Raw genomic sequence first — 26,668 nt, forward strand, 5'->3', positions numbered from 1 at the left:
ACAGATGAGCGACGGGGGGCGGGTTCTGGTTCTCGGGGCCAATGGATTCATCGGCTCGCATCTGGCGGCCTCGCTATCGCGCGAAGGCTGGCGGGTTCGCGCGGGCGCCCGGCGTCCCGTTGAGGCGTCACGGCGTGCTCCGACCTTCGACTGGATCTCCGCTGATTTCGCCCGACTGACCACGGTCGAGGCCTGGGCGCCGTTGCTGGACGGCGTGGACGCCGTGATCAACTGCGTCGGCGTCTTGCAGGATGGGGCGGGGGACAGCACCCGTCTGGCCCATGTCGAGGGGCCGCGCGCCCTGATCGCGGCCTGCGAACGCGCCGGGGTGCGGCGTCTGGTCCACATCTCCGCTGTCGGCGCAGACGATGCGGCGGGCACGGCCTATGCCCGCAGCAAGGCCGAGACCGAGCGTCTGGTCGAGGCCAGCGCTCTGGACTGGCTGATCCTGCGGCCGTCGCTGGTGGTGGATCGCGCGGCCTTTGGCGGCACGGGTTTGATCCGGGCGCTTGCGGCCTTTCCTCTGTTCAGCCCGGTTGTCGGCGGCGAGCAGGTGTTCCGACCCGTCGCCCTGAGCGATCTCGGCGTCGCCGTCGTCGCCGCGTTGAAGCCGGGCGCGCCGATCCGCGAGACCTTCGACATGCCCGGCCCCGAGGCCGTGACCATGGCTGAGACGGTTCGCCTCTATCGCGGCTGGCTGGGCCTGTCGCCCGCGCGGGTAGTCCGGGTTCCGCGCGTTTTGGCGGCGCCGGCCCTGGTCATAGGCGACCTGTTGGGACGGCTGGGCTGGTCCTCGCCGATCCGCACCACGGCCATGCGCCAGATGGATCATGACGTTTCAGGTCAGGACAGCGGTTGGGCCGAGCGTCTGGGCGTTCAGGCGCGCGGTTTCTCGCGCTTTCTGGCCGAGACGCCGGCGTCGGTTCAGGACGTCTGGCACGCGCGGCTGTGGTTTGTGCGGCCGATCTCGATTGTGACGCTAGGCCTGTTCTGGCTGATCACCGGCCTGATCAGCTTCGGGCCGGGCTGGAGCGGGGCTCTGGCCATCCTGCATGAGGGCGGCTTCGGGCGTTGGGCGGGACCGATCGCCTGGTGGGGCGCGTTGCTGGACGTGGTGCTGGGGCTGGCCCTTTTCGTGCGGCCGTGGACGGCGCGGGTGGCGATCTTCATGTGCCTGTCGACCATCGGTTATCTGATCGCCGGGACGCTGAGCCTGCCGCACTACTGGATCGATCCGCTGGGGCCGTGGCTCAAGGTCCTGCCGATGATGGCGCTGTGCCTGTTCGTGGCTGCGACGGACGCGCGGCGCTGATGACCTACCTGATCCTCAAGGTGATCCACATCCTGTCGGGCGCGGTCCTGTTCGGCACAGGGGCGGGCATCGCCTTCTTCATGCTGAGGGCGCACGCGACGAAAGACCCGCGCACCGTCGCCTCGGTTGGGCGGATCGTGGTGCTGGCCGATTTCGTCTTCACCGCCAGCGCCGTGGTGGTCCAGCCGATCAGCGGTCTGGCCCTGATCCACCTGCAGGGCTACGCCCTGACCGAGCCTTGGCTGATGGCGGCCTATGCCCTCTATGTCCTGATCGGCGCCTGCTGGTTGCCGGTGGTCTGGTTCCAGTGGCGGATGGTCAAGCTGGCCGAGGGCGCGGTGGCGGCGGGGACGCCCCTGCCGCCTCTCTACCACCGTCTGTTCCGGGCCTGGTTCATCCTGGGATGGCCGGCCTTCGCGGGCGTGATCGGCATCTACGCCCTGATGGTGGCCAAGCCGGTCTTCTAGGCCGGTCTTCTAGCGGGCGAAGCGGCCCTTGGACGCAGCGTCGCTGAAAGCTTCTCGAACGGCGGCGGTCAGTTCGGGCAGGGACTGCACCTGTCTGACGCCATAGGCTTGCGCCGTGATGTCGACGTTGCCTTTGCGCCAGAAGCCGTCGGGGGCGAGCACGATCAGCTTTCCGCCGCGCGCGTGCAGGCCCATTTCCAGCAGGCTGATGGGGCTTTGCGTGCCGGGGGCGAAATACATGACGATGACGTCGGCGGATTCCAGCGCGGCCAGCTCCCATTCGACCTGACGGCGGAACTCGGGCTCGTCGGCCTCGGGACGCCAGTTGGGGTTCCAGTCGGGACGGCGCGGGTTCAGGATCACCACATCCATGTCTGCCAGGGCCGAGGTCATGGCCGCCTGCCAGTCCGGCGCGCCGCCCATGTCGATGCTGCCGCCCAGGAAGACGCGCGGCCGGCTGTCGTCAATGGGCAAGGACTGGGGCGAGACCACCGCAGTCGGTCCCTTGGCGGTCTGCGCCAGCGCGGGCGCGGCGCTCAAGGCGGCGACAGTCATCATTAGGGCGGCCAGCGTGCGGTTCATGTCTGCCTCGGTTTCGCGAAGGGGCGGGGCATAGCACCCTGTCGGGCGAAGACTAGGGCAGGCGCGTTGGAAAAGAGCCGTCATCGAACGTGACGGGCCTTTCCCAGTCGCCTGTGGCATCAGGTCGCGTGTGTCCAGCCAACGTCATTCCCCGCTCAGCCTGCTCGAGATCGGCGCCATCATCGCGGTGATGCTGATCTGGGGCGTCAACAACGCCGCCGCCAAGATCGCCACCGAGGTCATGCCGCCGCTGATGGTGGGAGCGCTGCGGTTCGCCATCGCCGCCGCCTGTCTGGTCTGGTTCGTGCGGCCGCCTTTCCCGAACTGGAAGAGCCTGCTGATCATCGCCGTGGTGGGCGGGCCGGTCCACTATGGCCTGATCTATCTGGCCTTCTGGCTGGCGCACGACGTCAGCCCGGTGACGGTGGCGACCCAGTTGTGGATACCGCTGACCTCTCTGCTCGCCTTCCTGCTGCTAGGCGAGCGGATCAGCCGGATGGCCGTGGTCGGCCTGGTCATCGCCTTTGTCGGGGTGGCCTGGATGACGCTGGACCCGCACGCCTTGCAGGACTGGAAGGCCATTGCGGTGGGGGCGGCGGGGGCCTCGGCCTGGGCGCTGACGACGGTGATCGCGCGGCGCACCACCTCCATCCCGCCGCTGAAGATGCAGGGGCTGCTTGCCCTGATGGCCTTCCCGGCCCTGACCCTCGGGTCGATGCTGTTCGAAACGGGGCAGTGGGAAGCCGCGCAGATTGCGCCCCCCATCGTCTGGGGCACGGTGGTCTGGGCGGGCGTGATTTCGTCGGTGTTCGCGACCAGTCTGGTCTTCTGGCTGGTGCAGCGGCGCGAGGCGGGGCGGGTCACGCCCTATCTGCTGGGCTCGCCGCTGGTGTCCATCCTGATCGGCTGGCTGTGGATGGGCGACGTGCTGACGCCGCAGATCCTGACCGGGGTGGCCATCGCCCTGATCGGCGTGGTGACGGTCGCCCTGGGGGAGCGCGGCCTGCGCGCCGGCGCCCCCGCCAAGGTCTGATCGCCGAACCTAGTTGGCGCTGAGGACGGCGCAGGCCACGCGGTCGCCCGCGCCGCCGATGGGCTGGCTGTTGTGGTCGTCCGGGTTGGCGTGGATCACCAGGGCCGAGCCGTCCGCGTCCCACAGCCACTGGCCGGGGCCGTCCTGGCTGATGCGAGCCTTGGTGGTGAAGAATTCGCCGTGCGCCGAGCCGTCAGCGGCGGCGTAGAGGTTCGGCAGGTCGCCGTCGTCCGGCCCTTGGGCGTTCAGCAAGCCGTGGGGCGTCTTGGGATCAGTGTGGTTGATGTGGGCGCCCGCCGAGGTGAAGGGGGCGGCGCACTGGCCTGTGGCGTGGACGTGGATGCCGTGCCAGCCGGGCGTCAGGCCCGTGGCCTCGACCTTGATCAGCAGGCCCGTGGCGCCCTGCGTCAGGGTGGCCTTGCCGATCTCGGCGCCCTGGCTGTTGATGATCGCAGCCTGACCCGTCTGGCCCGGCGTGGCGCGCGGGATCATGGCGGAGTGGTCCGTCGCGGTCGCCTGGCCATGCGACGCGCCGTGACCCATGGCGGCATGGTCGACGCTCTGGGCAGAGGCGTTCGCGGCCATCAGCGAAGTGAAGGCGACGGCGGTGAGGGAGGCGACGGTGATGCGCATGGTTTTCCTGTCCTTTTGGCATGGGGAAATCAGCGGCGTTTCTTTGCCACGACGGCCCCCTGATGCTAGAAACCGGAACAGCGGATCACGTTCCGATTCCGGCCATTTAAAGCCTGATTTCCTTGACCGACGACAGCTACGACAACGCCGCACCTTCGGCGCCCGGCGACATCTCCATCATCACGATCGAGGACGAGCTGAAACGCTCCTACCTCGACTACGCCATGAGCGTCATCGTCAGCCGCGCCCTGCCGGACGCGCGCGACGGTCTGAAGCCTGTTCACCGCCGCATCCTCTATTCGATGCACGACCTGAACATGACGCCCGAGCGGTCGTATTCGAAGTGCGCGCGCGTCGTCGGCGACGTGCTGGGTCGCTTCCACCCGCACGGCGACGCCTCGGTCTACATGGCCCTGGTGCGGATGGCGCAGCCCTTCTCGATGGGTCTGATGCTGGTCGACGGTCAGGGCAACTTCGGCTCGGTCGACGGCGATATGCCGGCCTCCATGCGTTACACCGAGGCCAGGATGGCCCCGGCGGCGGTGGCCTTGCTGACCGACATCGAGAAAGACACCGTCGATTTCCAGCCGAACTACGACGAGAAGGAACTGGAGCCTGTCGTCCTGCCGGCGCGGATTCCGAACCTGCTGGTCAACGGCGCGGGCGGCATCGCCGTCGGCATGGCGACTAACATCCCGCCGCACAACCTGGGTGAAGTCGTCGACGCGGCCGTGGCGCTGTTGGACAACCCCGACATGGGCGACGAGGCCCTGCTGGACATAGTGCCCGGTCCCGATTTCCCGACGGGGGGCGAGATCATGGGCCGCACCGCGCCGCGCAATGCGCTGCGCGACGGACGCGGTTCGGTCATCGTGCGCGGTCGCGCCTCGGTCGAGGAGATTCGCAAGGATCGCGACGCCATCGTCATCACCGAACTGCCGTTCCAGGTAAACAAGCAGACCCTGATCGAACGCATCGCCGAAATGGTGCGTGAGAAGCGTCTGGAAGGCATTTCCGACGTTCGCGACGAGTCCGACCGTCAGGGCATGCGCATCGTCATCGAGCTGAAGCGCGACGCTTCGGGCGATGTGATCCTGAACCAGCTCTATCGCTACACGGCGCTGCAAAGCTCGTTCGGCGTCAACATGCTGGCGCTGAACCACGGCCGGCCGGAGCAGATGGGCCTGCGCAAGCTGCTGGAGCTCTTCCTCGAATTCCGTGAGGAAGTGGTCATTCGCCGGGTCAAGTTCGAGCTGGCCAAGGCCCGCGACCGCGGCCACGTCCTGGTCGGTCTGGCCGTGGCCGTCGCCAACATCGACGAAGTCATCCACATCATCCGTTCGTCGGCCGATCCGGCGGAGGCGCGCGAGCGGTTGCAGGCCAAGTCCTGGCCGGTTGGCGACATGATCGCCCTGGTCGAGCTGATCGCCGACCCGCGGTCAATGCTGATCGACGGCGACAAACTGAACCTGACCGACGAACAGGCGCGGGCCATCCTGGCCCTGACCCTGTCGCGTCTGACCGGCCTGGGCCGCGATGACATCTTCGGCGAGGCGCGCGGCCTGGCTGACACCATCCAGGGCCACCTGACCATCCTGTCGGACCGCAAGAATGTCCTGGCCATCATCCGCGAAGACCTGCTGGTGGTGAAGGCCCAGTTCGCTGTACCGCGTCGCACCCTGATCGGTGAAGGCGACGCCGAGATGGAGGACGAGGACCTGATCCCCCGCGAGGACATGGTCGTCACCGTCACCCACGGCGGCTACGTCAAGCGTGTCGCTCTGAACGCCTATCGGACCCAGCACCGCGGCGGCAAGGGCAAGTCAGGCATGACGATGAAGGACGAGGACGCCATCACCGGCGTCTTCTCGGCCTCGACCCACACCCCGGTCCTCTTCTTCGCCACCAACGGCAAGGCCTACAAGCTGAAGACCTGGCGTCTGCCGCTCGGCAACCCGCAGTCGCGCGGCAAGGCCTTCGTCAACCTGCTGCCGATCGAGCCGGGCGACAGCATCATGAACGTGCTGCCGCTGCCGGAAAACGAGTCCGAGTGGGACAACTACGACATCATGTTCGCCACCAAGTCGGGCGACGTGCGGCGCAACAAGCTCAGCGACTTCGCCACGGTGAACCGCGCGGGCAAGATCGCGATGAAGCTGGAAGACGGCGACCACATGGTCGGCGTGTCCATCTGCAACGCCGACGACGACATCCTGCTGACGACCAAGCTGGGCCGGGCCATCCGGTTCAAGGCCGACGACGTTCGCGTCTTCAAGGGCAGGGATTCGACCGGCGTGCGCGGCATCCGTCTGCAAGGCGACGACGAGGTCATCTCCATGGCCGTCCTGGGCCGCGTGGACGCCTCGCCGGAAGAACGGGCCGCCTACGTCAAGCACGCCAACGCCATGCGCAAGGCCGTAGCCGGCGCGGATGCGGACGAAGAGATCGCGACCGTCGAGGCGGACGACGAGGACGTGGCCGACGCCGCCCAAGAAGCACCATTGGCGGTTGAGCGCATCGCCGAACTGGGCGCGGCCGAGCAGTTCATCCTGACGGTCACGGAGACCGGTTTCGGCAAGCGGTCCTCGGCCTATGAGTATCGCCGCACCGGTCGCGGCGGGCAGGGGCTGACGGCCCACGGTCTGGGCGGTCGCGCGGGCACGCGTCTGGCTGCGGCCTTCCCGGTCGAGGAGTCGGACGATCTGATGCTGGTCACCGACGGCGGTCAGATGATCCGCACCCCGGTCAGCCAGGTCCGCATCGTCGGTCGCTCCAGCCAGGGCGTGACCATCTTCCGCACCGGCAAGGACGAGAAGGTCGTCTCGGTCGAACGCCTGCCCGACTCGGGCGGCGACGACGACGGCGCGGACGAGACCCCGACGGAAGAGGGCGGCGAGGGCTGATCAGCTTGACCCCCTAGAACCCCCTCGTCCACAGTGTGAATGGGATTTGGGGGAGGGGGCGCTATGCGTTTTTTGCTGGTCGTCGTTGTCATGATGCTGTCGGCTTGCGCCTTGCCGCAAGCCGATCCGGCGCGTGTGGAGCAGGGACGTGAAGCCTACGAGTGGGTGCGCGACGGCAACGTTGAGGCGCTTGCTGGTCAGAGCACAACCACGATGCGGCCCCAGATCACGGCGCAGGCGCTCACGGACCTGGGCCGCTTTGCCGTGGCTGGGGAGGCCGCCAGCAGTAAGGTTGTGTCGTGGAGGTCCAACGTCGTAGCCGGCGGAGCGTCGACCTATGAGGTGGTCCAACTGCTGGAGTATCCTCAGCGAAGCGTTCTGGTTTCTGCGCTCATGAAACGGCAAGGCGACGGTCCTTGGCTGCTGGATGGCATTCACCTCAATGTCGTTACGCCCGCACAGGTGGCGGCGGTCAGCGGGTTCAGTCTGCAAGGCAAGACGCCGCTTCACTACGCTGTGCTGGCCGGTGCTGTTCTGGCACCGTTGATCTGTCTGGCGACGGCCGGTGTCGCCGCCTGGCGCAGGCGGTGGGGTTGGATGGCGGTCAGCCTTTTCGGCGTCGCCCAGATCGCACTCAACTGGAGCAATGGCACCTGGCAGTTTCAGCCTATCAATGTTGCATTTCTCAGCGCCGCAGCGGTGAAGGGGATGGGCGCGCTTGATCCGTGGATAGTGATGGTGTGGTTGCCGTTGCCCGCCATAGTGTTCTGGATACTGAAACGCTATCGGCCGAAGGTCGTGACTGCGACGGACCCGTTGCCTGCGCATACCGCCGCTGACGCGTGAGCGCTCTCTTCATCAATGGCGAGCGGGCGTCGGTCGAAGACCTGAAGCATCAGGCCCTGGTCAACTATGGAGCCTTCACCTCGTTTCGGGTGGAGGGTGGCGGGGTGCGGGGCTTTGATCTGCATCTCGCGCGTTTGGAAGCCGAAGCCGTCGAGCTGTTCGGCGTCGCCGTGCCCGAGCGCAGTTTGCGCGATCAAATGCGAATGGCCCTGGCTGGACGGAGAGAGGCCTGGTTGAGGGTCAGTCTGTTTGCGCCCCAGATTTCCATGCGCCAACCGTCCTGGGTCGGCCGACCCGAGGTCATGGTCGGGGTGTTTGATCCCCCTGCATCGTTGCCGGGCGGGATGCGCCTTCAGGCCCAGACCTATGCCCGCGAAGTCCCCCAGTTGAAGCACGCCGGCACCTTTGGACTGGTGCGCGCGCGGCGTCAGGCGGTGCAGGCTGGCTTTGACGACGTCCTGTTCGTCGATGGCGACGGGCGGATTTCCGAAGGCTCCATCTGGAATATCGGCTTCGTGCAGGACGAGGCGGTGGTCTGGCCCGAGGCGCCCATGCTGGCGGGGACGGGCCAGGGCCTGCTGCAACGCGGGATGGCGGAGCTCGGCCTGAGCAGCGTGACACGCCCGGTGCATCTGTCTGATCTGGGGTCTTTCGACGGCGCCTTTATCTGCAACAGCGCCACGCCCGCCTGCGCCATAGCGGCGATCGACGGCCATCAGTTCGGTCTGGCGGAAGCCCTGATTTCACGCCTCATCGAGGCCTGGCGATCAAACCCGTGTCAGGCCATCTAGGCCGTTGATTTCGCACCTGCTAAACGGGGCGAAACGCGGGGAGGCGAAGGCCATGCGCATCGGACTGTACCCGGGGACTTTCGACCCGGTCACGAACGGCCACATGGACATCATCGGGCGGGCGATCAAGCTGGTGGACCGGCTGGTCATCGGCGTGGCCCAGAACGATGACAAGGGGCCGCTGTTCTCGACCGCCGAGCGCGTCGAGATGCTGAAGGCCGAGGTTGCGCGCTTCAACTTCGATATCGAAGTGCGGCCCTTCAGCAGCCTGCTGATGCATTTCGCCGAAGAGGTGGACGCCAACGTCATCGTGCGCGGTCTGCGGGCGGTCGCGGATTTCGAATACGAGTTCCAGATGACGGCGATGAACCAGCGCCTCAACAGCGACATAGAGACCGTGTTCCTGATGGCCGATCCGCGCCATCAGGCCATCGCTTCGCGGCTGGTCAAGGAGATCGCCCGTCTGGACGGTGCGATCGAAAGCTTCGTCAGTCCGGCGGTCGCCGCCCAGGTGCGCGCCAAGGTGCAGCGCTAGATTTCAGGATGGATATGAACCTCAAGATGCTTTTGGCCGCGGCTGCGGTCTCGATGATCGCGGGCGGCGCTGTCGCTCAGACAGCTTCGGAATGGCGCACGGTTTCGCCGGACAACCTGTGGGTGATCGACACGTCGAAGGGACGGGTTCTGGTCGAACTGGAGCCGCGCGCCGCGCCGAACCATATCGAACGTATCCGCACCCTGACCAATCAGGGCTTCTATGACGGGCTGAAGTTCCACCGCGTCATCCCGAACTTCATGGCCCAGACCGGCGATCCGCAGGGGACAGGCGAGGGCGGCAGCGAACTGCCGGATGTGAAGGGCGAGTTCAGCTTCCGTCGTGGACGCGACAGCGGTTTCGTCGCGGTCGAGAACAGCGGCCCCGGCCTGCGCGGGATCATGGGCAGCCTGCCGATCACCACCCAGCCTGACGCCCAGATGTTCGTCACCGCCGACTTCAAGACGACGGCCGCCGGCCTGTTCTGCCCCGGCGTGGCGGGCATGGCCCGCGCCGGTTCGCCTGACAGCGCCAACAGCCAGTTCTTCCTGATGACAGGCCAGAACGACAACCTGAACGGCGGCTACACGACCTTCGGTCGCGTGGTTCAGGGGTTGGATGTGGTCAAGGCGCTTAAAGCCGGCGACGATTCCAAGGACGGCGCTGTCGGCGCAGATGCGGATGTCATGACCAAGGTGCAACTGGCGTCGGCCTTGCCCGAGGCCCAACGCCCCACCGTGCGCGTCGCCCTGCCTGGCTCGCCCGCCTTCAACGCCGCCGTGGAGGCCGCCCGCACCGCGCGCGGCGCCCAGTTCGGCATCTGCGACGTCCAGCCGGTGGTCGAGGTCGTCGGCGGCTAGTTTTTTTCGATTGGGGTGGGACGACAATGCGCTTTTCAACGGGTTTGGCGGCGGCGTCCGTCCTGATGCTGGCCGGATCGGCGTGGGCGCAGGAGGCGGCGCCGGTCGTCGCGCCTGCGGCGGTTCCAACCTCTGACTGGCGTGCGGTTCCCGCTGAGAACCTGCTGGTGATCGACACCAGCAAGGGGCGCATCCTGGTTGAACTGGCGCCCGAAGTCGCGCCGGGCCATGTCGAACGCATCCGTCTTCTGGCCGGGCGGGGCTTCTACGACGGCCAGTTCTGGCACCGGGTGATAGATCAGTTCATGGCCCAGACCGGCGACCCTCTGGGCACCGGCGAGGGCCAGAGCCCCTATCCTGACCTGAAGGCCGAGTTCACCTTCCGACGCGACGGCCAGACGCCGTTCACAGCCGTGGCCGCGCCTGCAGGCGCGGTGCTGGGCATCCTGCATTCCCTGCCGGTTCAGACCCAGCCGGACGCCTTCATGGCCACGACGGCGGACAGGAAGGTCCACGCCTGGGGCCTGTATTGTCCCGGTGTGGCCGGCATGGCGCGGGATGATGCGCCCGACAGCGCCAACAGCCAGTTCTTCCTGATGCGCCAGCCCTATCCCTCGCTGGACAAGCGCTACACCATCTGGGGGCGGGTCGTGTCCGGGCTCGACGTGGTGCGGGCTTTGAAGTTCAGCTCCAATCCGGACGGCATCGTCGCCGACCCCGATCGCATGACGCGGGTGCGTGTGGCCTCTGATCTGCCCGAGGCCGAGCGCCCAGCGGCTCGGGTGCTGGATACGGCCTCGCCGCAGTTCCGCGCCCTGGCCGAGGCCGCGCGTCAGGCCAGGGGCGCCGACTTTTCGGTTTGCGACATCGACCTGCCGGTTCAGGTGGCGGGAGCGCCGGCCGCCTGATTGGCCGCCTGGCCGTTGTTGCGACCGCGACGGCGGCGTCGACGAGGTTTCTGGCGGTCTTCGCTCATTCTTTGCAGCAGCAGACCCTCGCGCAGGCCCCGGTCGGCGACGCGCACGCGCTCGCAGGGCCAGGCCCGCTGCACCGCTTCGAGAATCGCGGCGCCGGCCAGCACCAGATCGGCGCGGTCAGGGCCGATGCAGCTTTCAGCCGCCCGACCAACTGGTCCCAGAGACTTGAGCCGCGCCGCCGCCGCTTCGCAGTCGCCACGTGTCATCCAGAGGCCGTCCACCAGATCACGCTGGTAACGGCGCAGGCCCAGATGGATGCCGGCCAGGCTGGTGATGGCGCCCGAGGTGCCGACCATGTGCACGCGCCCGCTTTCAAACAGGCCGCGAACCTTATCATCATTGGGGCCGCCCGCGGCCAGATGCTCGCCCACATCGGCGACCATGGCTTCATACCAGGCTTCGGTGTCGCCTTCAGGTTCGGGGTGGCGTTCGGCCAGGGTGACCACGCCCAAGGGCGCCGACATCCAGCCCTTGCTCTCAAAGCCCCGCGCGCTGCGCATCAGCCAGGACAGTTCGGTCGAGCCGCCGCCGACATCGATGACCAGCACCGCCTCGGCCCTGGGGTCGAACAGATTCAGGCAGCCTGCGACCGACAGGCTGGCTTCTTCGGCCGGGTCGATAATCTTCAGCTTCAGACCAGTGCCGCGACGAACCCGTTCGATGAAGGCCTCGCCATTGTCGGCGGCGCGGCAGGCCTGGGTGGCGACAGCCGTCAGGCGGCTGGCGTCCAAACCCTTGCGGGCCACGCGCTCGGCGCACAGGGCCAGGGCGTCATAGGCCCGGTCCATGGCGCGATCATCCAGACGACCGGTGCGCGACAGGCCTTCGCCCAGCCGGACGATGCGGCTGAAGCTGTCGACCACCCGGAACCCGTCGCGCGAAGGGCGCGCGATCAGCAGGCGGCAATTATTGGTCCCCAGGTCGAGCGCGCCATAGAGGGGCGCATCGCGACCGGAAGCCCCTGAATCGCGGGACTTCGTGGGCAGGGACCTCGCGTCGCGCCGTGCGGGCGCGCCAGGGGTCTCCGGCATGGCCGAGCTTTCATGTGGGCGGTCCGAAACGGCGCCCGTCCCGATCAGGTTAGACCGGTCAGCCTGATCAAGCCAAGACATTCTGTCGCATAGATGAACGGCGCTGATGCATCTGCTTCAGGCGAGCGGGCGTATCAACTGTATCATGACCCAGGTTCACAAAGCCCGGTTCGGCCTCGGACAGATCGTCCGCCATCGCGACCATGCCTTCCATGGCCTGGTCATGGATGTGGATGCTCAATACGCAGGCCCGGCCGCAGAGACGGGCATGGTCAGTGCTGATCAGCCCTTCTATCGCATCCTGATCGCCGACAGCGACGGCGGACTTCTGGCCTATGCCGCCGAGGACGCCCTGGTGGCGACGCCGGAGATCGAACCCTTGTCGCCAGACGACGAGCGCCAGTGGTTCACCATCGACGCCCAGGGCCGTCACGCGCCGCGTTCGCAAACGCTGCAATAGACGTGCGTGACGACGACGGGCCGGCGCGCTAATCTGCCCGCAACGGCCGTCAGAGCCGAGAGGAGCGTTCCCATGTCCGATTTCGAACACGTCTTTGAAGCCCCGCCTGAAGGCGCCGCCGCCGACTGGACCATTCCGCAGAACTGGGCGGCCTACACCGACGTCGAGCACGAGACCTGGAACACGCTCTACGCCCGGCAGATGAAGATTCTGCCCGGCCGCGCCTGCGACTCCTTCCTCCGCGGACTGGACGCGCTGGACCTGAACACCGGGGGCATCCCCGATTTCGAGGTGATGAACCCCAAGCTACAGGCCCTGACCGGCTGGACCGTGGTCTGCGTGCCGGGACTGGTCCCTGAGGACGTCTTCTTCGACCATCTGGCCAATCGCCGCTTCGTCTCGGGCCAGTTCATCAGGAAGCCGGATCAGTTGGATTACCTGCAGGAACCCGACATCTTCCACGACGTCTTCGGCCATGTGCCGATGCTGACCGACCCCGATTTCGCCGCCTATATGGAGGCCTATGGCAAGGGCGGGCAGCGGGCGGCGTCGCTGGGGATGCTGGACAAGCTGGCGCGGCTCTACTGGTACACGGTCGAGTTCGGCCTGATGAAGGAGGGCGACGGCCTTCGCATCTATGGCGCGGGCATCGTCTCTTCGGCGACCGAGAGCGTGTTCAGCCTGGAGGACGGCTCGCCCAACCGGCTGGGCTTTGATCTGGAGCGGGTGATGAAGACCCTCTACCGGATCGATGACTTCCAGCAGGTCTATTTCGTCATCGACAGCATCGAGGATCTGAAGGCGGTGACGCTGCAGGACTTCGGCCCGCTGTACGAGCGGTTGAAGGGGGCCGAGGACCTGCCGATCGAAACCGTGTTGCCGAGCGATCAGGTGTTTACGCGCGGGACGCAGGCCTATGCGGCCAAGGGCGGGCGGTTCGCGGCCTGACGGCTGGGTCGCAAAAAAACAGAGTCCAATTCGTCTGAATCGTCTGAAATCCCCTCCGTGGCGCTGACCGGGAGGGGATTATGACGCGTGGTGAAGAGACGGCGCAGAAAAGCGTGCCGGACGTGCTCAAATCCCACGTTTTTAAGGGATTGCGGCGTCGAGTTATGATGGCTTCGCGATCCTCCCCTGCGAAGCGGGGGAGGAGAGTTCCGTCATCGCTGGAACGGGTAGAAGTCCGCGCCCAGCGCTAATATCCCGGTCAACTCGTCCAGCGCGCCGCGCGTCTCGTCCAGCAGGTCGGGGTCGGCCAGGTCTTGGGCGGTCAGGGTCTCGCGATACCAGCGGGTCGCCCAGGCCGAGAGGCGGGCGTGCAGGTCATCCGTCATCCGCATGGCGGGATTGGTCGCGGCCAGTTCATCGTCGGTCAGGACGACGCGCAGGCGCAGACAGGCGGGGCCGCCGCCGTTGCGCATTGATTGGCGCACATCGACATATTCGACGCGGCCGATGGGACCGTTGGACGCGGCGATCCGTTCGGCGACCGCATGGCTGCGGGCGTTGTCGCGCGTCTCGGTCGGGCAGATCAGGGTCAGGCGGTCCTCGCCTGGAATCTGGATCAGCATGGAGTTGAACAGATAGGAGCTGATGGCGTCAGCCAGAGGCAGGTCGGCGGCGGAGACCTCGACGAACTGCGGCTCGAACAGGCCGTCGGCGGCGCGGCGGAGGGCGGCCTTGGTCGCGTCCGTGTCCTCAAACGCCAGCTCGTGGAAGAAGAGGGTGTCCAGGGCGCCGACGCAGACCACGTCGTTATGGAAGGTGCCGCCGTCGATGGCCGCGCGCGACTGCTGGGCCAGGACCGGGCGGCCGGCTTCGTGGCGGCGGACGATGGCCTCGGAGGCCTCGCGCGTCTGGCGGGCGGGGAAGCGGCCGTCCCAGGGCGTGAAGGCTTCGCGGCCCCAGACCAGCAGATTGACGCCGCGACCGCCGTGTTCGGCGCACAGGCGGACGTGGTTGGCGGCGCCCTCGTCGGCCAGATGGGCGACGGCGGGCAGGGCGTCATGGACGGCGAACCGGGCCCGGTCAGGGAAGAGGGCGTCCAGCGCCCGCTTGGTCTGCTGATGCTCCAGCGAGCGGTGCAGGTTGGTGTGCAGGTTGGCGGGGGTGAAGTGGACCCGGCCGTCGGCGGCGTCGGCGCTGGGCGTCACCGTCGCGGCGTTGGCGGCCCACATGGGCGAGGCCGAACAGGCGGCGGCGGCGAAGGCCGGGGCGTCGCGCCAGGCCTTGGCCAGCACGGTCTTGTCGGAGCCCGAGAAGCCGAGCGAGCGCAGGACGGGGATGTTGGGCCGCTCATGCGGCGGCAGGACGAACTGGGGCAGGCCCAGGTCGGCCAGCCGCTTCATCTTGTCGAGGCCCTGAAGCACCGCCGCGCGCGGGTTCGACGCCTCGCCCTTGTTCAGGCTGGAGGCGAGGTTGCCCGGGGACAGGCCCGCATAGGAGTGGGTCGGCCCGATCAGGCCGTCGGCGTTGGCTTCGATGGCGTGGGTCATGGTGCTCACTAGCCCTCCCCCTCGAGGGGGGAGGGTTGGGTGGGGGTGCTGGCAGGAGGTTGATTATTGGAGCGCGGGAGACGCGACTGCGCCTCTTGCGTCATTTCCAGATGCGATGCGGCTTCACCCCATCCCCCGACCCCTTCCCCCTCGAGGGGAAGGGGGGCTTTGAGGCGGATGGCCTGGGTGATTTCCGCGATGACGGCGTCGAGGTCGTGGGGGATGCGGCGGCTGTCGATCCTCAGAATCCCGTAGCCTTGGCTCGTCAGCCATTCGTCGCGTTTCAGATCACGCAGGGCGACGTCCATGCGATTGTGGACGCCGCCGTCGACTTCGATCACCAGCCGGGCGCGCAGGCAGGCGAAGTCAACGACATAGGGGCCGATCGGGGCCTGACGCCGGATACGGATCGGCAGACGGCGCAGGCGGCCCCAGAGTTTGGCCTCGGTCCAGGTGGGAACTGAGCGAAGATGGCGGGCGCGGGTGCGCTCGCGTGGGGTGATGCGGGACGGGATGGTGAAGGGGGCTGGGCCGGTCATTGTAGCGGCTGCGGTTCAAGAGGGTGGTTGAGCCTCCTGAATATGATCGGGAAACGGCGTGGGCGCACCCCCTCCCAACCCTCCCCCCTCGAGGGGGAGGGCTCTAGTGCGTGGAAGATCGCGCAGCGTGAGAAAATCAGCGCAAGCCCTTGATCTCGCTTTCGATGTTCTTGACCGCGCCCGCCTCGAAGCTGGCGACGGGGTAGGCGCAGTAGTCGGCGGCGTAGTAGGCGCTGGGGCGGTGGTTGCCGGAGGCGCCGAGGCCGCCGAAGGGCATGTCGCCGGCCGCGCCCGTAGTCGGGCGGTTGAAGTTCACGACGCCCGCGCGGATGCGGTTGATGAAGCGGTCCCAGTTCCGGGCGTCGTCGCTGACCAGACCGGCGGACAGGCCGTACTTGGTGGCGTTGGCGGCGGCGATAGCGGCGTCGAAGGTCGGGACGCGGATGACTTGCAGGAAGGGGGCGAACATTTCCTCGTCCTCGACCGCGACGCCGGTGACGTCGATGATGGCGGGCTTGACGAAGGCGCCGGGCAGGTTGTCGACAGGGCCGGAGGCGCGGATCACGCGCGCGCCTGCGTCGATGCGCTGTTGCAGGGCGGCGAGAGCCGCGGTTGCGGCCTTTTCCGAGATCAGAGGCCCGGCGTAGGGCTCGGGATCGCTGTCCCAGGGGGCGAAGTTCAGGCGGTCGGACAGGGCGGCGACGGCCTCGACGATGGCGTCGCCCGCCGCGCCTTCCGGCAGGATCAGACGGCGCGCACACGAGCAGCGCTGGCCGGTGGTGACGAAGGCGGACTGGACCACGATGCCCGCGACCGCTTCGGCGTCACGTGCGTCCCAGACGACCAGCGGGTTATTGCCGCCCAGCTCCAGCGCCAGGATGACGTGGGGATCGTCGGCGAACTTGCGCCGGAAGTGGGCGCCCGCCGCGCCCGAGCCGGTGAACATCAGGGCGTCGATGGGCTGATCCAGCAGGGCCGCGCCCGTCTCGCGCCCGCCCTGCACCATGTTGAACACGCCCTTGGGCAGGTCGGCGGCGTCCAGGCATTCGGCCATCAGCTGGCCGGTCAGGGGCGTTTCCTCGGACGGCTTGAACACGACCGTGTCGCCCGCCAGCAGGGCCGGGACGATGTGGCCGTTGGGCAGGTGGCCGGGGAAGTTGAACGGGCCGAGCACCGCCGAGACGCCGTGCGGGCGGTGGCGCAGAGTGGCGCGACCGAAGGCGGTTTCGCTTGAGCGCTCGCCGGTGCGCTCGTCGTAGGCGCGGATGGAGAGGTCGACCTTGCCCGCCATCGAGGCCAGTTCGGTTTTCGTCTCCCACAGGGCCTTGCCGGTCTCGCGGCTGATGGCCTCGGCCATTTCCGGGGCGCGGTCTTTCAGGATGGCCTGATAGCGTTTGACCGCGTCGATGCGGTCCTGACGCGGGCGGTCGGCCCAGTCGGGGAAGGCGGCGCGGGCGGCCTCGACGGCGGCGCCGACCTGTTCCGTGGCAGCGGCTTCGCCTTCCCAGACGGTTTCGCCGGTGGCGGGGTTGGTGGAGGTGAAACGGGTCATATCAATATCCGCTCATCCCGGCGGACGCCGGGATCCAGTGCTTTGGCCGCATCTGAGCGGCCGGTGGGGTGACGAGGTCGAATTGGCAGAGGAAGCGTGTGGGGCTCTCACTGGATCCCGGCGTCCTCCGGGATGAGCGGGAAACCCCGAGGATCACGATTTCACGCGGACGACAGCGCCGTCCTTGATCTTGAGGGCGGCGGCGACGTCGGGGGTCATGCGGGCCAGATCGCCGTCGATCAGGACGCGGGCGCGGACGGCGCGGAAGGCCGAGACGCTGTCGGTCGAGACCAGGCTGGGCAGTTCGACCTCGACCGACTTCTCGATGCGGGCGGTCAGGACGCGGGCGTCGCGGACGGTGCGGATGTTGTCGCGGCCGCAGGCCACGGTAGGGCCGGCGTCGAAGATGTCGACCAGACCGTTGGGGCGGAAGCCTTCGGATTCCAGCAGGGCCATGGCGGGCACGCCCTGGGGGTGGACCTTGCCGATCACGGCGCGGGCGGGTTCAGGCAGCAGGTCGATGTAGATGGGGTGGCGCGGGGCCAGGTCGAGGATGAACTGCTTGTCGGTCGAGCCGCTCATGCGGTCGGCGTCGTCGAAGTCCATGGGGAAGAACTTGTGCGCCACATGGTCCCAGAAGGGGCAGTAGCCGTCGGGGGTGAAGACGCCGCGCAGTTCGGCCAGGACGTTGTCGGCGAACAGTTCGGGCTGGGCGCCGATCAGCATGTAGCGCGACTGGCTCAGCAGGCGCCCGGCGCCGCCCTTGCGACGGTCGGCCTTGAGGAACAGGGAGCCGACCTCGGTCCAGCCCGTGCATTCGTTGACCAGGACCAGGGTCTGATGGTTCAGCTTCATGCCCAGCGAGGGCGACTGGACCGTGTTGTTGACCACGCGGAACGAGAAGAAGGGGCGCTTCAGCCCCACGGTCGCCTTGACCGAACCGATGCCGTCGATGTCGCCGGTGTCGCCGTCTTCCAGCATCAGGGTGTACCAGGCCTCCTGAGGCGGGACGCGGCCCTCGAAGCTGGCCTGGCTGAGTTCCAGACGCTCGCTCAGCACGTCGGCGTCTTCGGGCAGGCTGGTGAAGCCGGGGCCGGACAGGATGGCCAGTTCAAGCAGGTGGTGGAGGTCGGCCGGACCGGCGGGGCGAACAACGAGCATGCGGTTACAGGGTCTCCAGTCGCAGCTGTTTCAGTTTCAACGCGTCGATCTCGCCCGAGGCGATCTTGCACAGGATCAGGGCGCTGAGCTGGGCGCGTTCGACGAAGCTGGCGGGCCAGGCGAACTCCTGATCCGAATGGATCTCGCCGCCGACGACGCCGAGGGTGTCGACATTGGGCAGGCCCGCGGCGTGCAGGTTGTTGCCCTCGCAGACGCCGCCCGAGGGCTTCCAGGCGATGGTCTGGCCCAGCAGTTCGCCCGCGTCGCGGACGGCATGGAACAGGGCGGTCTGGGACGCGTCCATCGGCTTGGGCGCGCGGGTCATGCCGCCGTGCAGGTCCAGGGTCAGGCCGGGGAAGGGGGGCTCGGCGGCGATGGCGCGCACCGCAGCGTTGATCCAGTCGGACGCCGCCTGATCCGGCACGCGGACGTTGAAGCGGACCACGGCGTTGTCGGCGACGACGTTCAGCGCCCCGCCGCCCGCGATCCTGGCGACATTGACGGTGACGCCCTCGCGCTGGCCGTTCAGGCCGTGCAGGCGGGCGGCGATGATGGCGGCGCCAGCGACCGCATTGGCGCCCTCGTGGAAGGCGCGGCCAGCGTGGGCGGCCTTGCCGGTGACGATCAGGTGGAAGTTGCCGCTGCCCTTGCGCGCGCCAGCGAGCGTGCCGTCCGACAGGGCCGGTTCATAGGTCAGGCCGACGTGGCCGCGCGCGCCCAGTTGGGCCAGCAGGGGCGCCGAGGCGGGCGAGCCGATCTCTTCGTCGGGGGACAGCAGCACGGTCCAGCCGACGCAGGCCTTGTCCGGGTGGGTTTCAAACGCTTCCAGCGCGGCCAGCATCACGCTGATCCCGCCCTTCATGTCGGCCACGCCGGGACCGTTCAGGGCGCCGTCGGCGCGCGTGACGACGGTCTGGAAGGCGCTGTCGGCGGGGAAGACGGTGTCGTAGTGGCCGGTCAGAACCACCTGGATCGGCGCCTCTGGCCTGGCGGTGATGGTCAGGCAGTCGGCGTAGGCCTCGGGGATCACGGCGCCGCTGTCGGCCACCGTGGTCGAGCTTTGCGTCGGCACGCGCACGACGGCGGCGGGCAGGCGGCGCGCCTCGGTCTCCAGCAGGTCCAGCATGCGCGCCAGACCGGCGGCGTGGCGGCTGCCGGAGTTGACGTTGGCCCAGTCGATGGTGCGCGCGACGATGACGTCGCCCTGGGCCGCGACGTGGTCGAGAACGGCCTGGTCGTGAGGTTCGATCCGCATGGCGTGGACCCTAGACGGGGCGGGGGCAAAGGTGAAGGCGAGGCGGTTTCTCGCTCTGGGGCTTGGGAAACAGAGCCTGGCCGGGGTAGCTTTGCCTTCAGACCGATGATTCAGGAAAAGTCCCTTTGCTCAGCAGCTTGAACCCGTTCGCGCGAATCGACGCGCGTCCGATGGCGATCCGCTTCGCGCGTCGCAGCGCCTGGGCCTTTCTTCTCGGCGGAGTGATGCAGTTCGCATACGCCGGCGCGATCTGGTTCTATTTCGACCATGCCTACGCGGTCATGCAGTCGGGCGGAACAACTCAGGACGGGGCGTTGTCGCTCAGAGACGACATCCGCAATCTCATCGTGGGCTGGACGGTCGTGGTTGCCTGGATTTTCGTGCTGCTGGCGGGCATCCAGTGGCGCTGGCCGAACCGGATGCTCAGTGTCCTGGGGTTGGCTTGGACTGGCTATTATTTCTCTTCGGCGGCCGTGTCCTTGGCCCTCGGCGTCGCTGACAGCAGTTACTATCCGATGTGGGTGGCGAGTATCGGGTATCTATGCTTGCTGATAGCATTGCCTCTGCATATCGCCGGGCTGCGCGGCGCGGCGGCGATGGCGCGGGGCGGCCTCAAGGCCTAGGTGAGGATGTCAGACAGGAGCATCGCCATGACCGTCACCCTCTTCCACAATCCGAAATGCTCGACCTCGCGCAAGGCGCTGGCCTTGTTGCAGGAGAAGGGTGTTCAGCCGGCGGTGGTCGAGTATCTGAAGGCCGGCTGGGACGCCGCGACGCTGGATCGGTTGGCGCGGGAAACCGGCGTCGGCCTGTCGGGTCTGTTGCGCAGGCGTGAGGCGAAGGCTGGCGACCTGCTGGAGAGCGACGCGTCCGATGACGCGATCCGTGCGGCCGTGATCGCCGAGCCTGTGCTGGTCGAGCGACCTATCGTCGAAACCGATAAGGGCGCCCGGATCGGGCGGCCGGTCGAGGCGGTGCTGGAGGTTCTGTAGCTTTTCTATGCCGTCATTCTCCGGGCCGCGCGGGCCTGGAGCCGGGGAACCCAGCGGCGCCCGAGGGGGCATAGCGGCCACGCTCCACGCGCCAAGCCTACAGTAAAGATCGCCTTCGGCGCCGCTGGGTCCCCCGGTCTCGCTATGCTCGCCGGAGGATGACGAAAATTAGGGGCCTTCCAACAGGCCCTAGCGGCTGCGGTTGCGGCGGCGGTCGGTGCGGTCGCCGCCGGGGCGGTCGCTTTCGCGGCGCCAGCGGACGGACAGGCTGGCGTCGCCTTCGCCGCCGAACTTGGAGCTGACGGCCAGGTTGCGGCGCACCTGCCATTCGACGTTGACCGCCGCTCCGCCTTCGCCGCCGCCGATGACCTCCAGATAGACGTCGTCGGTGATGTAGCGGCCGCCGGCGACCGTCAGGCTGGACGCCTCGCCGCCGAAGGACAGGCGATCCAGGCCCGCCAGTTCACGCAGGTTGCCGATGACGTCGAAGCCGCCGCCGCCGGCCAGGGAGGCCACGGCCGAGGCCAGTTGCGCCGCTTCGAAGCCTGACAGCTGGGACGCCGAACGCCCGAACAGGACCTGCGACAGGATTTCGTCCTGGGGCAGGGCGGGGGTCGAGGTCAGCTCGATCTTGGGCGCGGCCGCCGTGCCCGTGACCTTGATGGTCGCCGTCAGGGCCGGGTCTTCACGCACCGCCGCCAGGTTCAGGCGGATGCGCGCCGGGTCGGTGGACAGAGAAACCGAGCCGGTGTCGTCGAAGACGAAGCGCTTGCCGGCGAACTCGTAGTCGCCGCGCACCACGTTGGCCGTGCCCGTCAGTTGCGGTTGGGCGATGGTGCCGCGCACGCGGGCGTTGGCGGACAGTTCGACGTTCAGGCCGCGTCCGCGCACATGGATTTCACGTCCGCTCAGGTTGAGGTTCAGGCCGATCTGCGGACCGCGCGCCTTGGCCTCGACCTCGACCGGGTCGCCGCCGGGGCGGTTGATCTCGACCACGTCCATCTTCACCACGCCGTTGGAGCCGGGCAGGTTAGGCGAGATATTGGCCTCGTCGATATTGAGGTCGCCGCTGAGCTGAATATTGCCGTCGGCGCCGCGCACCGCCGTCAGCACGCCATTGGCGCGAGCCTCGGCGATGTCGTTGTCGATGACGCGGAAGCGCGTCAGCTCCAGCCGGAGCGTGGAGCCCGAACCCTGACGCAGGCCCAGCTCGCCGCTTCCCGCAACCGTGCCCTTGACCCCGTCGGCGGCCTCGAAGCGCTCGATCACGGCCTGACCGTCGTCGAAGCGGCTGGCCAGGGTGACGGCTTCCAGACGCAGGCCTGTGGCGCTGTCGCGGAAGGCGCCCTGGGTCAGGTCCAGACGGCCGTTTAGGCGAGGGGCGTTCAGCGTGCCGGCCAGGGTGGCGCGTCCGGCGACCTGACCCGAGAGCGACTGGGCTCCGCCCAGGAACAGGTCCCAGATGGGCTGGATCTGACCGTTGATGGCGATCTGGCCCGACATGTCGCGGGTCCGGGCGATAGCCAGCCGCAGCGGCGCGGCAGAGGCCTCGACCGGCAGGCTGAGGTCGGCCGAGGCCTGAACCGCCGTCCCGTCGTTGGCCTGGGCGCGGATGCGCAGGACGCTGTCGGTGAGGTCGGCGTTCAGCGCGCCATCCACAGCCAGTCCCCGCGGCGCGTCAACGCTGCGCAACTGCTTGAGGTCGATGTTGGCGGAGCCGTTTAGGGTGTCCCCCGAACCCTGCAGCGAGACGCGGCCTGTCACCTGGCCCCGCAGGTCGGGAGCGAGGGAGCCCATCTCGATATTGGTCAGGTCGGCCTGTATGGCGCTGCCGTTGCTGTCCTGGCGCAGTTCACCGGCCAGAACGCCGCCGCCCACGCCCAGATCGACGCGGACCACGCGGCCGTCGCCGTTCAGGGCGACGATGGCGGGCGTGCGCGTGGTAAAGGCGACTTCGCGCACGCGCCCGCCGCCGCGCAGGGTGACGGTCTGGGCAGGGCCCTGACGCGAATACTCGCCCGTGCCGTTGAACTGGACCGGCGTGGCGCCGCCCACATCGGCGGCCAGGGTGAAGGGCAGGCGCTCCAGCGTGCCCTGTCCCTTCAGCGACAGGTTGCGGATCACCCAGGTCGAGCCCGCGAGCCGGACATTGCGGCCGGTGACGTCGAGAATGGCGCTCTGGTCGCCGCCGCCGTCCGTCAGGCGCACCCGGCCGTTAGCCTCGCCGGAAGCCAGGAAGGCGCCCTGGCGCGCGGTGAAGGTCAGGTCGGCGCTCGAAGGGAAGTTGTTGGACAGGGCCACCGCGCCCTGGGCCGTCACGCCGCCGGCGTTTACGTCCACGTCCGTCAGCCGGATGCGATCGCCGCCCAGGAAGAAGTTGCCGGAGGCCCGGGCGGGACCGTAGTTCGAGCCGGAGTTGAGCACGATGCGCCCGTCAGAGGCGTCGACACCCTTGCGGAAGCTCAGGATCAGGTCGGCGTTGGTCAGGATCAGGCCGCTGGCCGACACCTTGTCAAAGGACGCCCGCAGATCGGCGCGGGGCTGGGCCAGCGTGCCGGTCAGGGCGCCGTTGCCGTTCATGGCGCCGTCGATGGCGACGGGACCGACGCCGAAGGGACCACGCGCGGCCCAGTCCAGAGCCAGCCGCAGTTTGGACCCCTCGATCAGACCCTTGGCGCCCATGCGGCCGGCGGCGCCGGTCAGTTCGCCGCGATCAATGGAGATGACGCCGCGGTTCAGTGAGCCGGCGGCCTGAAGTCGCGGCGTCTGGCCGAGCAGGCGATCCAGCTCGTCCATGCCGATGGCCATGCGCGAGCCACGGCCGTCGAAGCTGAGCGTCCAGGGCGCGCCGGGACGAGCGGAGGCGGCGCGAATGGGCCCCCTGAAGGAGCCCCTTGCCCCCTTGCGGATGCGTGAAATGTCGGTGAGATCGGCCTGACCTGAGAAATTCAGCCCGCCGGTGATGCTGCGGCCGCCTGACCCCGTCAGGACCAGACCCTGACCGCGCCCATCAATCTTCTTGAGCAGGAAGGCGCCGTCGGCGGTGCGGGCGCCCTCCAGCTGGATGCGCGGGGTCGGGCCCAGCAGGGCGCCGATGATCCCGGCGCTGGAGCCGCCGGCTGCGTGAATGTCGGCGGTGACGTCGATACGGCCCCGGTTGGCGGCGATGTTCAGCGGACCCGAGATGCGCGTGGCGCGATAGCTGGCGATGTCGGCGGCCAGCAGGCTGGCGGAGCCTTGCAGCGTCCAGACATTGGCGTCGCCCTTGAAAACGCCCGTATAGGCCGAGGCGCCGGCCAGGGGGCGGCCGATCAGGCGGCTGAGCGACGGTGTGATGACTTCAAGGCTGACGCCGTCGGGCGCGGTGCGGTCCTTGAGCCGGATCAGGCCTTGGGCGCGCGACTGTATATTGTCGGCGCTGAGGTTCCAGGCGACGCCCTGGAAGCCGTCGCGGGACTTGTCAGGCAGGGCGGCGAAGCCGAAGCGGGCCGTCCGGCCGATCCGTTCGACGAACGGGGCCAGCAGGTCCGACCCCGAGAAGTCAGCGGCGCCGGAAATTCGTGCACCGTCCTTGCCGTAGCGGCCCTTGACCGACAGCGGCGTGAAGTCGCCTGTCTTCACGACGACATCGACGATCTCGCCATTCACCAGGGCGACGGCCGAGAAGGGCTGATCCGGCGAATAGCCCAGAGCGCCGGCGATGGGACCGCCCTGAGCCTCGTTGGCGCGGAGGTTGACGCGCAGGTCCTCAGGCTTCTCGCCCATGACGGCCGCCAGCCGCAGATAGTCGCCCTTGCGACTGAGGCTGTAGGCGTTGACGTTGGCGATCTTGGGGCCCTTGCGGGGAAGCTCCGCGTCGCCGCTCAGCGTCCAGCGGCCATATTCCTTGGAGAAGTTCTCCATCAACTCGACGTTGGCGCTGAAGCGGTCGATGTCGATGGTGAGGGCTTGCGGGCCGCCTGGCTCGGTGCGCGGCTCCAGCAGGGGGCGACGGATCAGGCGAATCTGGTCGGCGGTGATTTCCTTGGCGTGGAAACGCCGTGCGAGGAGCGGCCAGTAGGACCAGTCGACGCGGACATTGGTGGCTTCCAGCCAGACGCCGTCCGCGTCGGTGACCGTGACGCGACCCAGGGTGAAATCATTGAAGAGATCGCCCTTCAGGCCTTCGACATTGATCCGGCCATAGCGGCTGATCTTCTTGCCGGCGACGAAGCTGGTGATCAGTTCACGCCCGGAATCGGACACCAGATACATTCGCCCGCCGACCGCCGCGACCAGCGCCAGAGCCACAAGGGCCGCCACGACAATCCCGGAGATGAAGGCGATCCACTGCAGGCGCGTGCGCTTGCGTTTCGCCTTTTCCGTCGGAGTCTCGGCGACGGCCGCCGGTTCGGAGTCGGGGGGGGGAAGGTCGGTCAAAACGCTTGGCCGATGCTGATGTAGAGCTGGAAGTCGGCGTCGCCCTCGCGCTTGTCCAGCGGAATGGCGATGTCAGCACGGACGGGGCCGAAGGGCAGCTTGTAGCGGACGCCCACGCCCGCGCCATAGCGAAGGTTGTTGAAGTTCGGCGTTTCCTGGAAGCCGACGGCGCCCGCGTCGACGAAGGCTACTGCCTGGAATTTTTCGCCGATGTCGCGGCGCACCTCGATCGAGGTTTCGAACAGCGACAGGCCGCCGCGCGGGGTGTTGTCCGGCAGGCGGGGGTTGATGCTCTGATAGGAGTAGCCGCGCACGGACCCGCCGCCGCCCGAGTAGAAGAGGCGGTCCGACGGCACGGTCAGCTCCTCGCCGCCGATGATCGAACCGATGCGCAAACGCCCGGCCAGGACCGTCTTCGCCCCGTCCTGCAGCGGCAGGTAGGCGGTGGCCTGACCCTCGGTGCGCACGAAGAAGACGCTGTCTTCGCCGGCCACGGCCGTTGGCTGGACCGAGAGGTAGAGGCGGTAACCCTGCCTGGGGTCCAGCGGATCATTGGAGCGATCCATGTAGGCGGATCCGCGGGTGGTCAGGATGGCCAGGTCGCGATCAAAGGTGATCGGCTCCTGGGTGTCGGGATCGAAGCGGTTTTCGGTGTAGCGGCCCGCATCCAGACCCACGCCGTAGGTGAAGAAGGAGGTCTTGCCGATGCGCTGCGACAGGTCGGCGTTCACCGATACGGCGCTGCGATCGTAGGCGTCGGTCTGTTCGTTTACGAGGTAGGATGACAGCTTGAGCGTGCGCCCCGGCCGTCGCCAATGGGGCAGGCTGACCTCGCCGCCCAGACGGCTGTCGATGCTGGCGAAGCGGCCGCCATATTTCAGCGTGGCGGCGCGGCCGAAACGATTGTAGCGCGTCTGGAACACGTCGACGCCGGCGCCTTCCGCAGTCGAGTAGGTGGCGCCCGCCTCCAGCAGGCTGCGTGGACGATCGGCCAGGGTGACCATGACCGGACGCAGGCCCTCGGGCGTGACCTGCTCCAGGGGGGCGAGCGCGACGCCCACGCCCTCGTAGACCCCTGTGTCCAGAAGCCGGCGCTCGAGTTCCGCCACGTCTTCGGGATCATAGCGATCGCCGGCCGACCAGGGCGCGAGTCCGGCGACCCATTCGGGATTGGTGGGCCCGCGCGTGCGCACCAGAACACCGTCCAGACGGACCAGGGCGCCGGATGCAATGTTGAAATTGGGCTGAACGGTGAAGTCAGCATGGTCCACCACGACCCGGCGGGGTTCGGCCCGGGCGTCGGCATAGCCTTCGCGCGTCAGTCCCGCCACGATCCGACCCTCCGCCGCCAGAACTTCGGCGGCGCGGCCAGGATCGCCGGGTTTCAACGCAAGGTCCTTTATCACCGTCTGTTCGGTCACGGCGTCGGGAACAGGAGCGATCCAGTTGACCTTGGTCTCGCCAAGCACAAAGCGGCGGCCTGGAGTGACCGTGATCACGGCGACCGGCGTCTCTTCGCCCTCAACGTCGTCCTCGAGCACGGGCTGATAATAGCCCTCGGAACGCAACAGCGCCTGCGCCGCTTCCATGGCGCTGCGGGCGCGGCGGCGCGCCTCGAACCGATTGGCCGGCGCGGCGTCGACCTGACCCACGGCCTGTTCCAGCTGGCGCCGCAGTTCAGCGTCGACGTCGCCGCGAATCTGAGCCTTTGGCACGTCCGCCACGGCAGCCTGGCCGCAAAGGGCCCAGAGCGCCGCACTGGCGAAAAGGAGGTGGGACCTCGACGTCAAGCTGGAGCCTTGGTTCAGGGCGTGAAAGCCGGAAG

General features: G+C 67.9%; 23 protein-coding genes. 13 read left to right on the forward strand and 10 right to left on the reverse strand.

What is annotated here, in order from left to right; translation table 11 throughout:
• Positions 1–4 precede the first annotated feature (4 nt).
• Both ACOZBP_RS00445 and ACOZBP_RS00450 read left to right on the forward strand, forming a co-directional pair.
• On the forward strand, positions 5–1,312 hold the full coding sequence (locus ACOZBP_RS00445) for an SDR family oxidoreductase (RefSeq protein ID WP_422674495.1): 1,308 nt from the start codon (positions 5–7) through the stop codon (positions 1,310–1,312).
• Positions 1,312–1,779 (forward strand): DUF2269 family protein, encoded by a 468-nt coding sequence (locus ACOZBP_RS00450; RefSeq protein WP_422674496.1) that lies wholly within the window; start codon positions 1,312–1,314, stop codon positions 1,777–1,779. The genes ACOZBP_RS00445 and ACOZBP_RS00450 overlap by 1 nt, the downstream gene beginning before the upstream one ends.
• Before the next feature lie 9 nt (positions 1,780–1,788).
• Here ACOZBP_RS00450 and ACOZBP_RS00455 read toward each other — a convergent pair whose 3' ends face one another.
• On the reverse strand, positions 1,789–2,361 hold the full coding sequence (locus ACOZBP_RS00455; RefSeq protein WP_422674497.1) for a nucleoside 2-deoxyribosyltransferase domain-containing protein: 573 nt from the start codon (positions 2,359–2,361) through the stop codon (positions 1,789–1,791).
• 130 nt (positions 2,362–2,491) lie between these two features.
• Between ACOZBP_RS00455 and ACOZBP_RS00460 the strand changes: the two genes are divergently transcribed.
• Entirely contained in the window at positions 2,492–3,394 is a 903-nt protein-coding gene (locus ACOZBP_RS00460) for a DMT family transporter (RefSeq protein ID WP_422674498.1), read from the forward strand.
• Positions 3,395–3,403: 9 nt separating this feature from the next.
• Here the strand turns inward: ACOZBP_RS00460 and ACOZBP_RS00465 are convergent, their stop codons facing one another.
• On the reverse strand, positions 3,404–4,027 hold the full coding sequence (locus ACOZBP_RS00465; protein WP_422674499.1) for a superoxide dismutase family protein: 624 nt from the start codon (positions 4,025–4,027) through the stop codon (positions 3,404–3,406).
• A 122-nt stretch (positions 4,028–4,149) separates the two neighbouring features.
• On the opposite strand from ACOZBP_RS00465, the gene gyrA reads away from it, so the two are divergent.
• From gyrA to ACOZBP_RS00495, 6 genes are all read left to right on the forward strand, one after another.
• Positions 4,150–6,930 carry a DNA gyrase subunit A gene (gene gyrA / locus ACOZBP_RS00470; RefSeq protein WP_422674500.1) on the forward strand — a complete coding sequence of 927 codons (2,781 nt, stop codon included), beginning with the start codon at positions 4,150–4,152 and terminating at the stop codon, positions 6,928–6,930.
• Between the two features lie 63 nt (positions 6,931–6,993).
• Complete coding sequence (locus ACOZBP_RS00475) at positions 6,994–7,776, forward strand: hypothetical protein (RefSeq protein ID WP_422674501.1); 783 nt, start codon at positions 6,994–6,996, stop codon at positions 7,774–7,776.
• Complete coding sequence (locus ACOZBP_RS00480) at positions 7,773–8,567, forward strand: aminotransferase class IV (protein ID WP_422674502.1); 795 nt, start codon at positions 7,773–7,775, stop codon at positions 8,565–8,567. The genes ACOZBP_RS00475 and ACOZBP_RS00480 overlap by 4 nt, the downstream gene beginning before the upstream one ends.
• Positions 8,568–8,619: 52 nt before the next feature.
• Positions 8,620–9,102, forward strand: coding sequence for a pantetheine-phosphate adenylyltransferase (coaD, locus tag ACOZBP_RS00485; RefSeq protein WP_422674503.1), 483 nt, complete (start codon positions 8,620–8,622; stop codon positions 9,100–9,102).
• An 8-nt stretch (positions 9,103–9,110) separates the two neighbouring features.
• On the forward strand, positions 9,111–9,962 hold the full coding sequence (locus tag ACOZBP_RS00490; RefSeq protein ID WP_422674504.1) for a peptidylprolyl isomerase: 852 nt from the start codon (positions 9,111–9,113) through the stop codon (positions 9,960–9,962).
• A 26-nt stretch (positions 9,963–9,988) separates the two neighbouring features.
• Positions 9,989–10,870, forward strand: a complete 882-nt coding sequence (locus ACOZBP_RS00495) for a peptidylprolyl isomerase (protein ID WP_422674505.1) — start codon at positions 9,989–9,991, stop codon at positions 10,868–10,870.
• On the opposite strand, the gene ACOZBP_RS00500 is transcribed toward ACOZBP_RS00495, so the two are convergent.
• Positions 10,843–11,970 carry a Ppx/GppA phosphatase family protein gene (locus ACOZBP_RS00500; protein WP_422674506.1) on the reverse strand — a complete coding sequence of 376 codons (1,128 nt, stop codon included), beginning with the start codon at positions 11,968–11,970 and terminating at the stop codon, positions 10,843–10,845. The two genes, ACOZBP_RS00495 and ACOZBP_RS00500, sit on opposite strands and share 28 nt — an antisense overlap.
• A gap of 145 nt (positions 11,971–12,115) precedes the next feature.
• Here ACOZBP_RS00500 and hspQ point away from each other — a divergent pair, with 145 nt between their 5' ends.
• Positions 12,116–12,430, forward strand: coding sequence for a heat shock protein HspQ (hspQ, locus tag ACOZBP_RS00505; protein ID WP_422674507.1), 315 nt, complete (start codon positions 12,116–12,118; stop codon positions 12,428–12,430).
• Between the two features lie 72 nt (positions 12,431–12,502).
• A complete protein-coding gene (phhA, locus tag ACOZBP_RS00510) occupies positions 12,503–13,378 on the forward strand; it encodes a phenylalanine 4-monooxygenase (RefSeq protein ID WP_422674508.1) in 876 nt (291 codons plus the stop codon).
• Positions 13,379–13,590: 212 nt separating this feature from the next.
• On the opposite strand, the gene astB is transcribed toward phhA, so the two are convergent.
• The 5 genes from astB to ACOZBP_RS00535 form a co-directional block, all read right to left on the reverse strand.
• On the reverse strand, positions 13,591–14,925 hold the full coding sequence (gene astB, locus ACOZBP_RS00515; protein WP_422675458.1) for an N-succinylarginine dihydrolase: 1,335 nt from the start codon (positions 14,923–14,925) through the stop codon (positions 13,591–13,593).
• 8 nt (positions 14,926–14,933) lie between these two features.
• Positions 14,934–15,464: an endonuclease domain-containing protein gene (locus ACOZBP_RS00520; protein WP_422674509.1), complete on the reverse strand. Its 531-nt coding sequence runs from the start codon at positions 15,462–15,464 to the stop codon at positions 14,934–14,936.
• Between the two features lie 136 nt (positions 15,465–15,600).
• Entirely contained in the window at positions 15,601–17,016 is a 1,416-nt protein-coding gene (astD, locus tag ACOZBP_RS00525) for a succinylglutamate-semialdehyde dehydrogenase (protein WP_422674510.1), read from the reverse strand.
• A 153-nt stretch (positions 17,017–17,169) separates the two neighbouring features.
• The gene (locus ACOZBP_RS00530) at positions 17,170–18,177 is read right to left on the reverse strand and encodes an arginine N-succinyltransferase (protein WP_422674511.1); all 1,008 of its coding nucleotides are present in this window, start codon (positions 18,175–18,177) and stop codon (positions 17,170–17,172) included.
• 4 nt (positions 18,178–18,181) lie between these two features.
• The gene (locus ACOZBP_RS00535; protein ID WP_422674512.1) at positions 18,182–19,432 is read right to left on the reverse strand and encodes a hydrolase; all 1,251 of its coding nucleotides are present in this window, start codon (positions 19,430–19,432) and stop codon (positions 18,182–18,184) included.
• A gap of 125 nt (positions 19,433–19,557) precedes the next feature.
• Between ACOZBP_RS00535 and ACOZBP_RS00540 the strand changes: the two genes are divergently transcribed.
• Both ACOZBP_RS00540 and arsC read left to right on the forward strand, forming a co-directional pair.
• Positions 19,558–20,055, forward strand: a complete 498-nt coding sequence (locus ACOZBP_RS00540) for a hypothetical protein (protein ID WP_422674513.1) — start codon at positions 19,558–19,560, stop codon at positions 20,053–20,055.
• Positions 20,056–20,082: 27 nt separating this feature from the next.
• Positions 20,083–20,424, forward strand: a complete 342-nt coding sequence (gene arsC, locus ACOZBP_RS00545) for an arsenate reductase (glutaredoxin) (protein ID WP_422674514.1) — start codon at positions 20,083–20,085, stop codon at positions 20,422–20,424.
• A gap of 189 nt (positions 20,425–20,613) precedes the next feature.
• On the opposite strand, the gene ACOZBP_RS00550 is transcribed toward arsC, so the two are convergent.
• A complete protein-coding gene (locus ACOZBP_RS00550) occupies positions 20,614–24,843 on the reverse strand; it encodes a translocation/assembly module TamB domain-containing protein (protein ID WP_422674515.1) in 4,230 nt (1,409 codons plus the stop codon).
• Positions 24,840–26,633 (reverse strand): autotransporter assembly complex protein TamA, encoded by a 1,794-nt coding sequence (locus ACOZBP_RS00555; protein WP_422674516.1) that lies wholly within the window; start codon positions 26,631–26,633, stop codon positions 24,840–24,842. The genes ACOZBP_RS00550 and ACOZBP_RS00555 overlap by 4 nt, the downstream gene beginning before the upstream one ends.
• Positions 26,634–26,668 lie beyond the last annotated feature (35 nt).

Origin of the sequence: Brevundimonas sp. NPDC058933, assembly GCF_049315965.1 — a bacterium.
In the GTDB taxonomy this organism is placed as follows: domain Bacteria; phylum Pseudomonadota; class Alphaproteobacteria; order Caulobacterales; family Caulobacteraceae; genus Brevundimonas.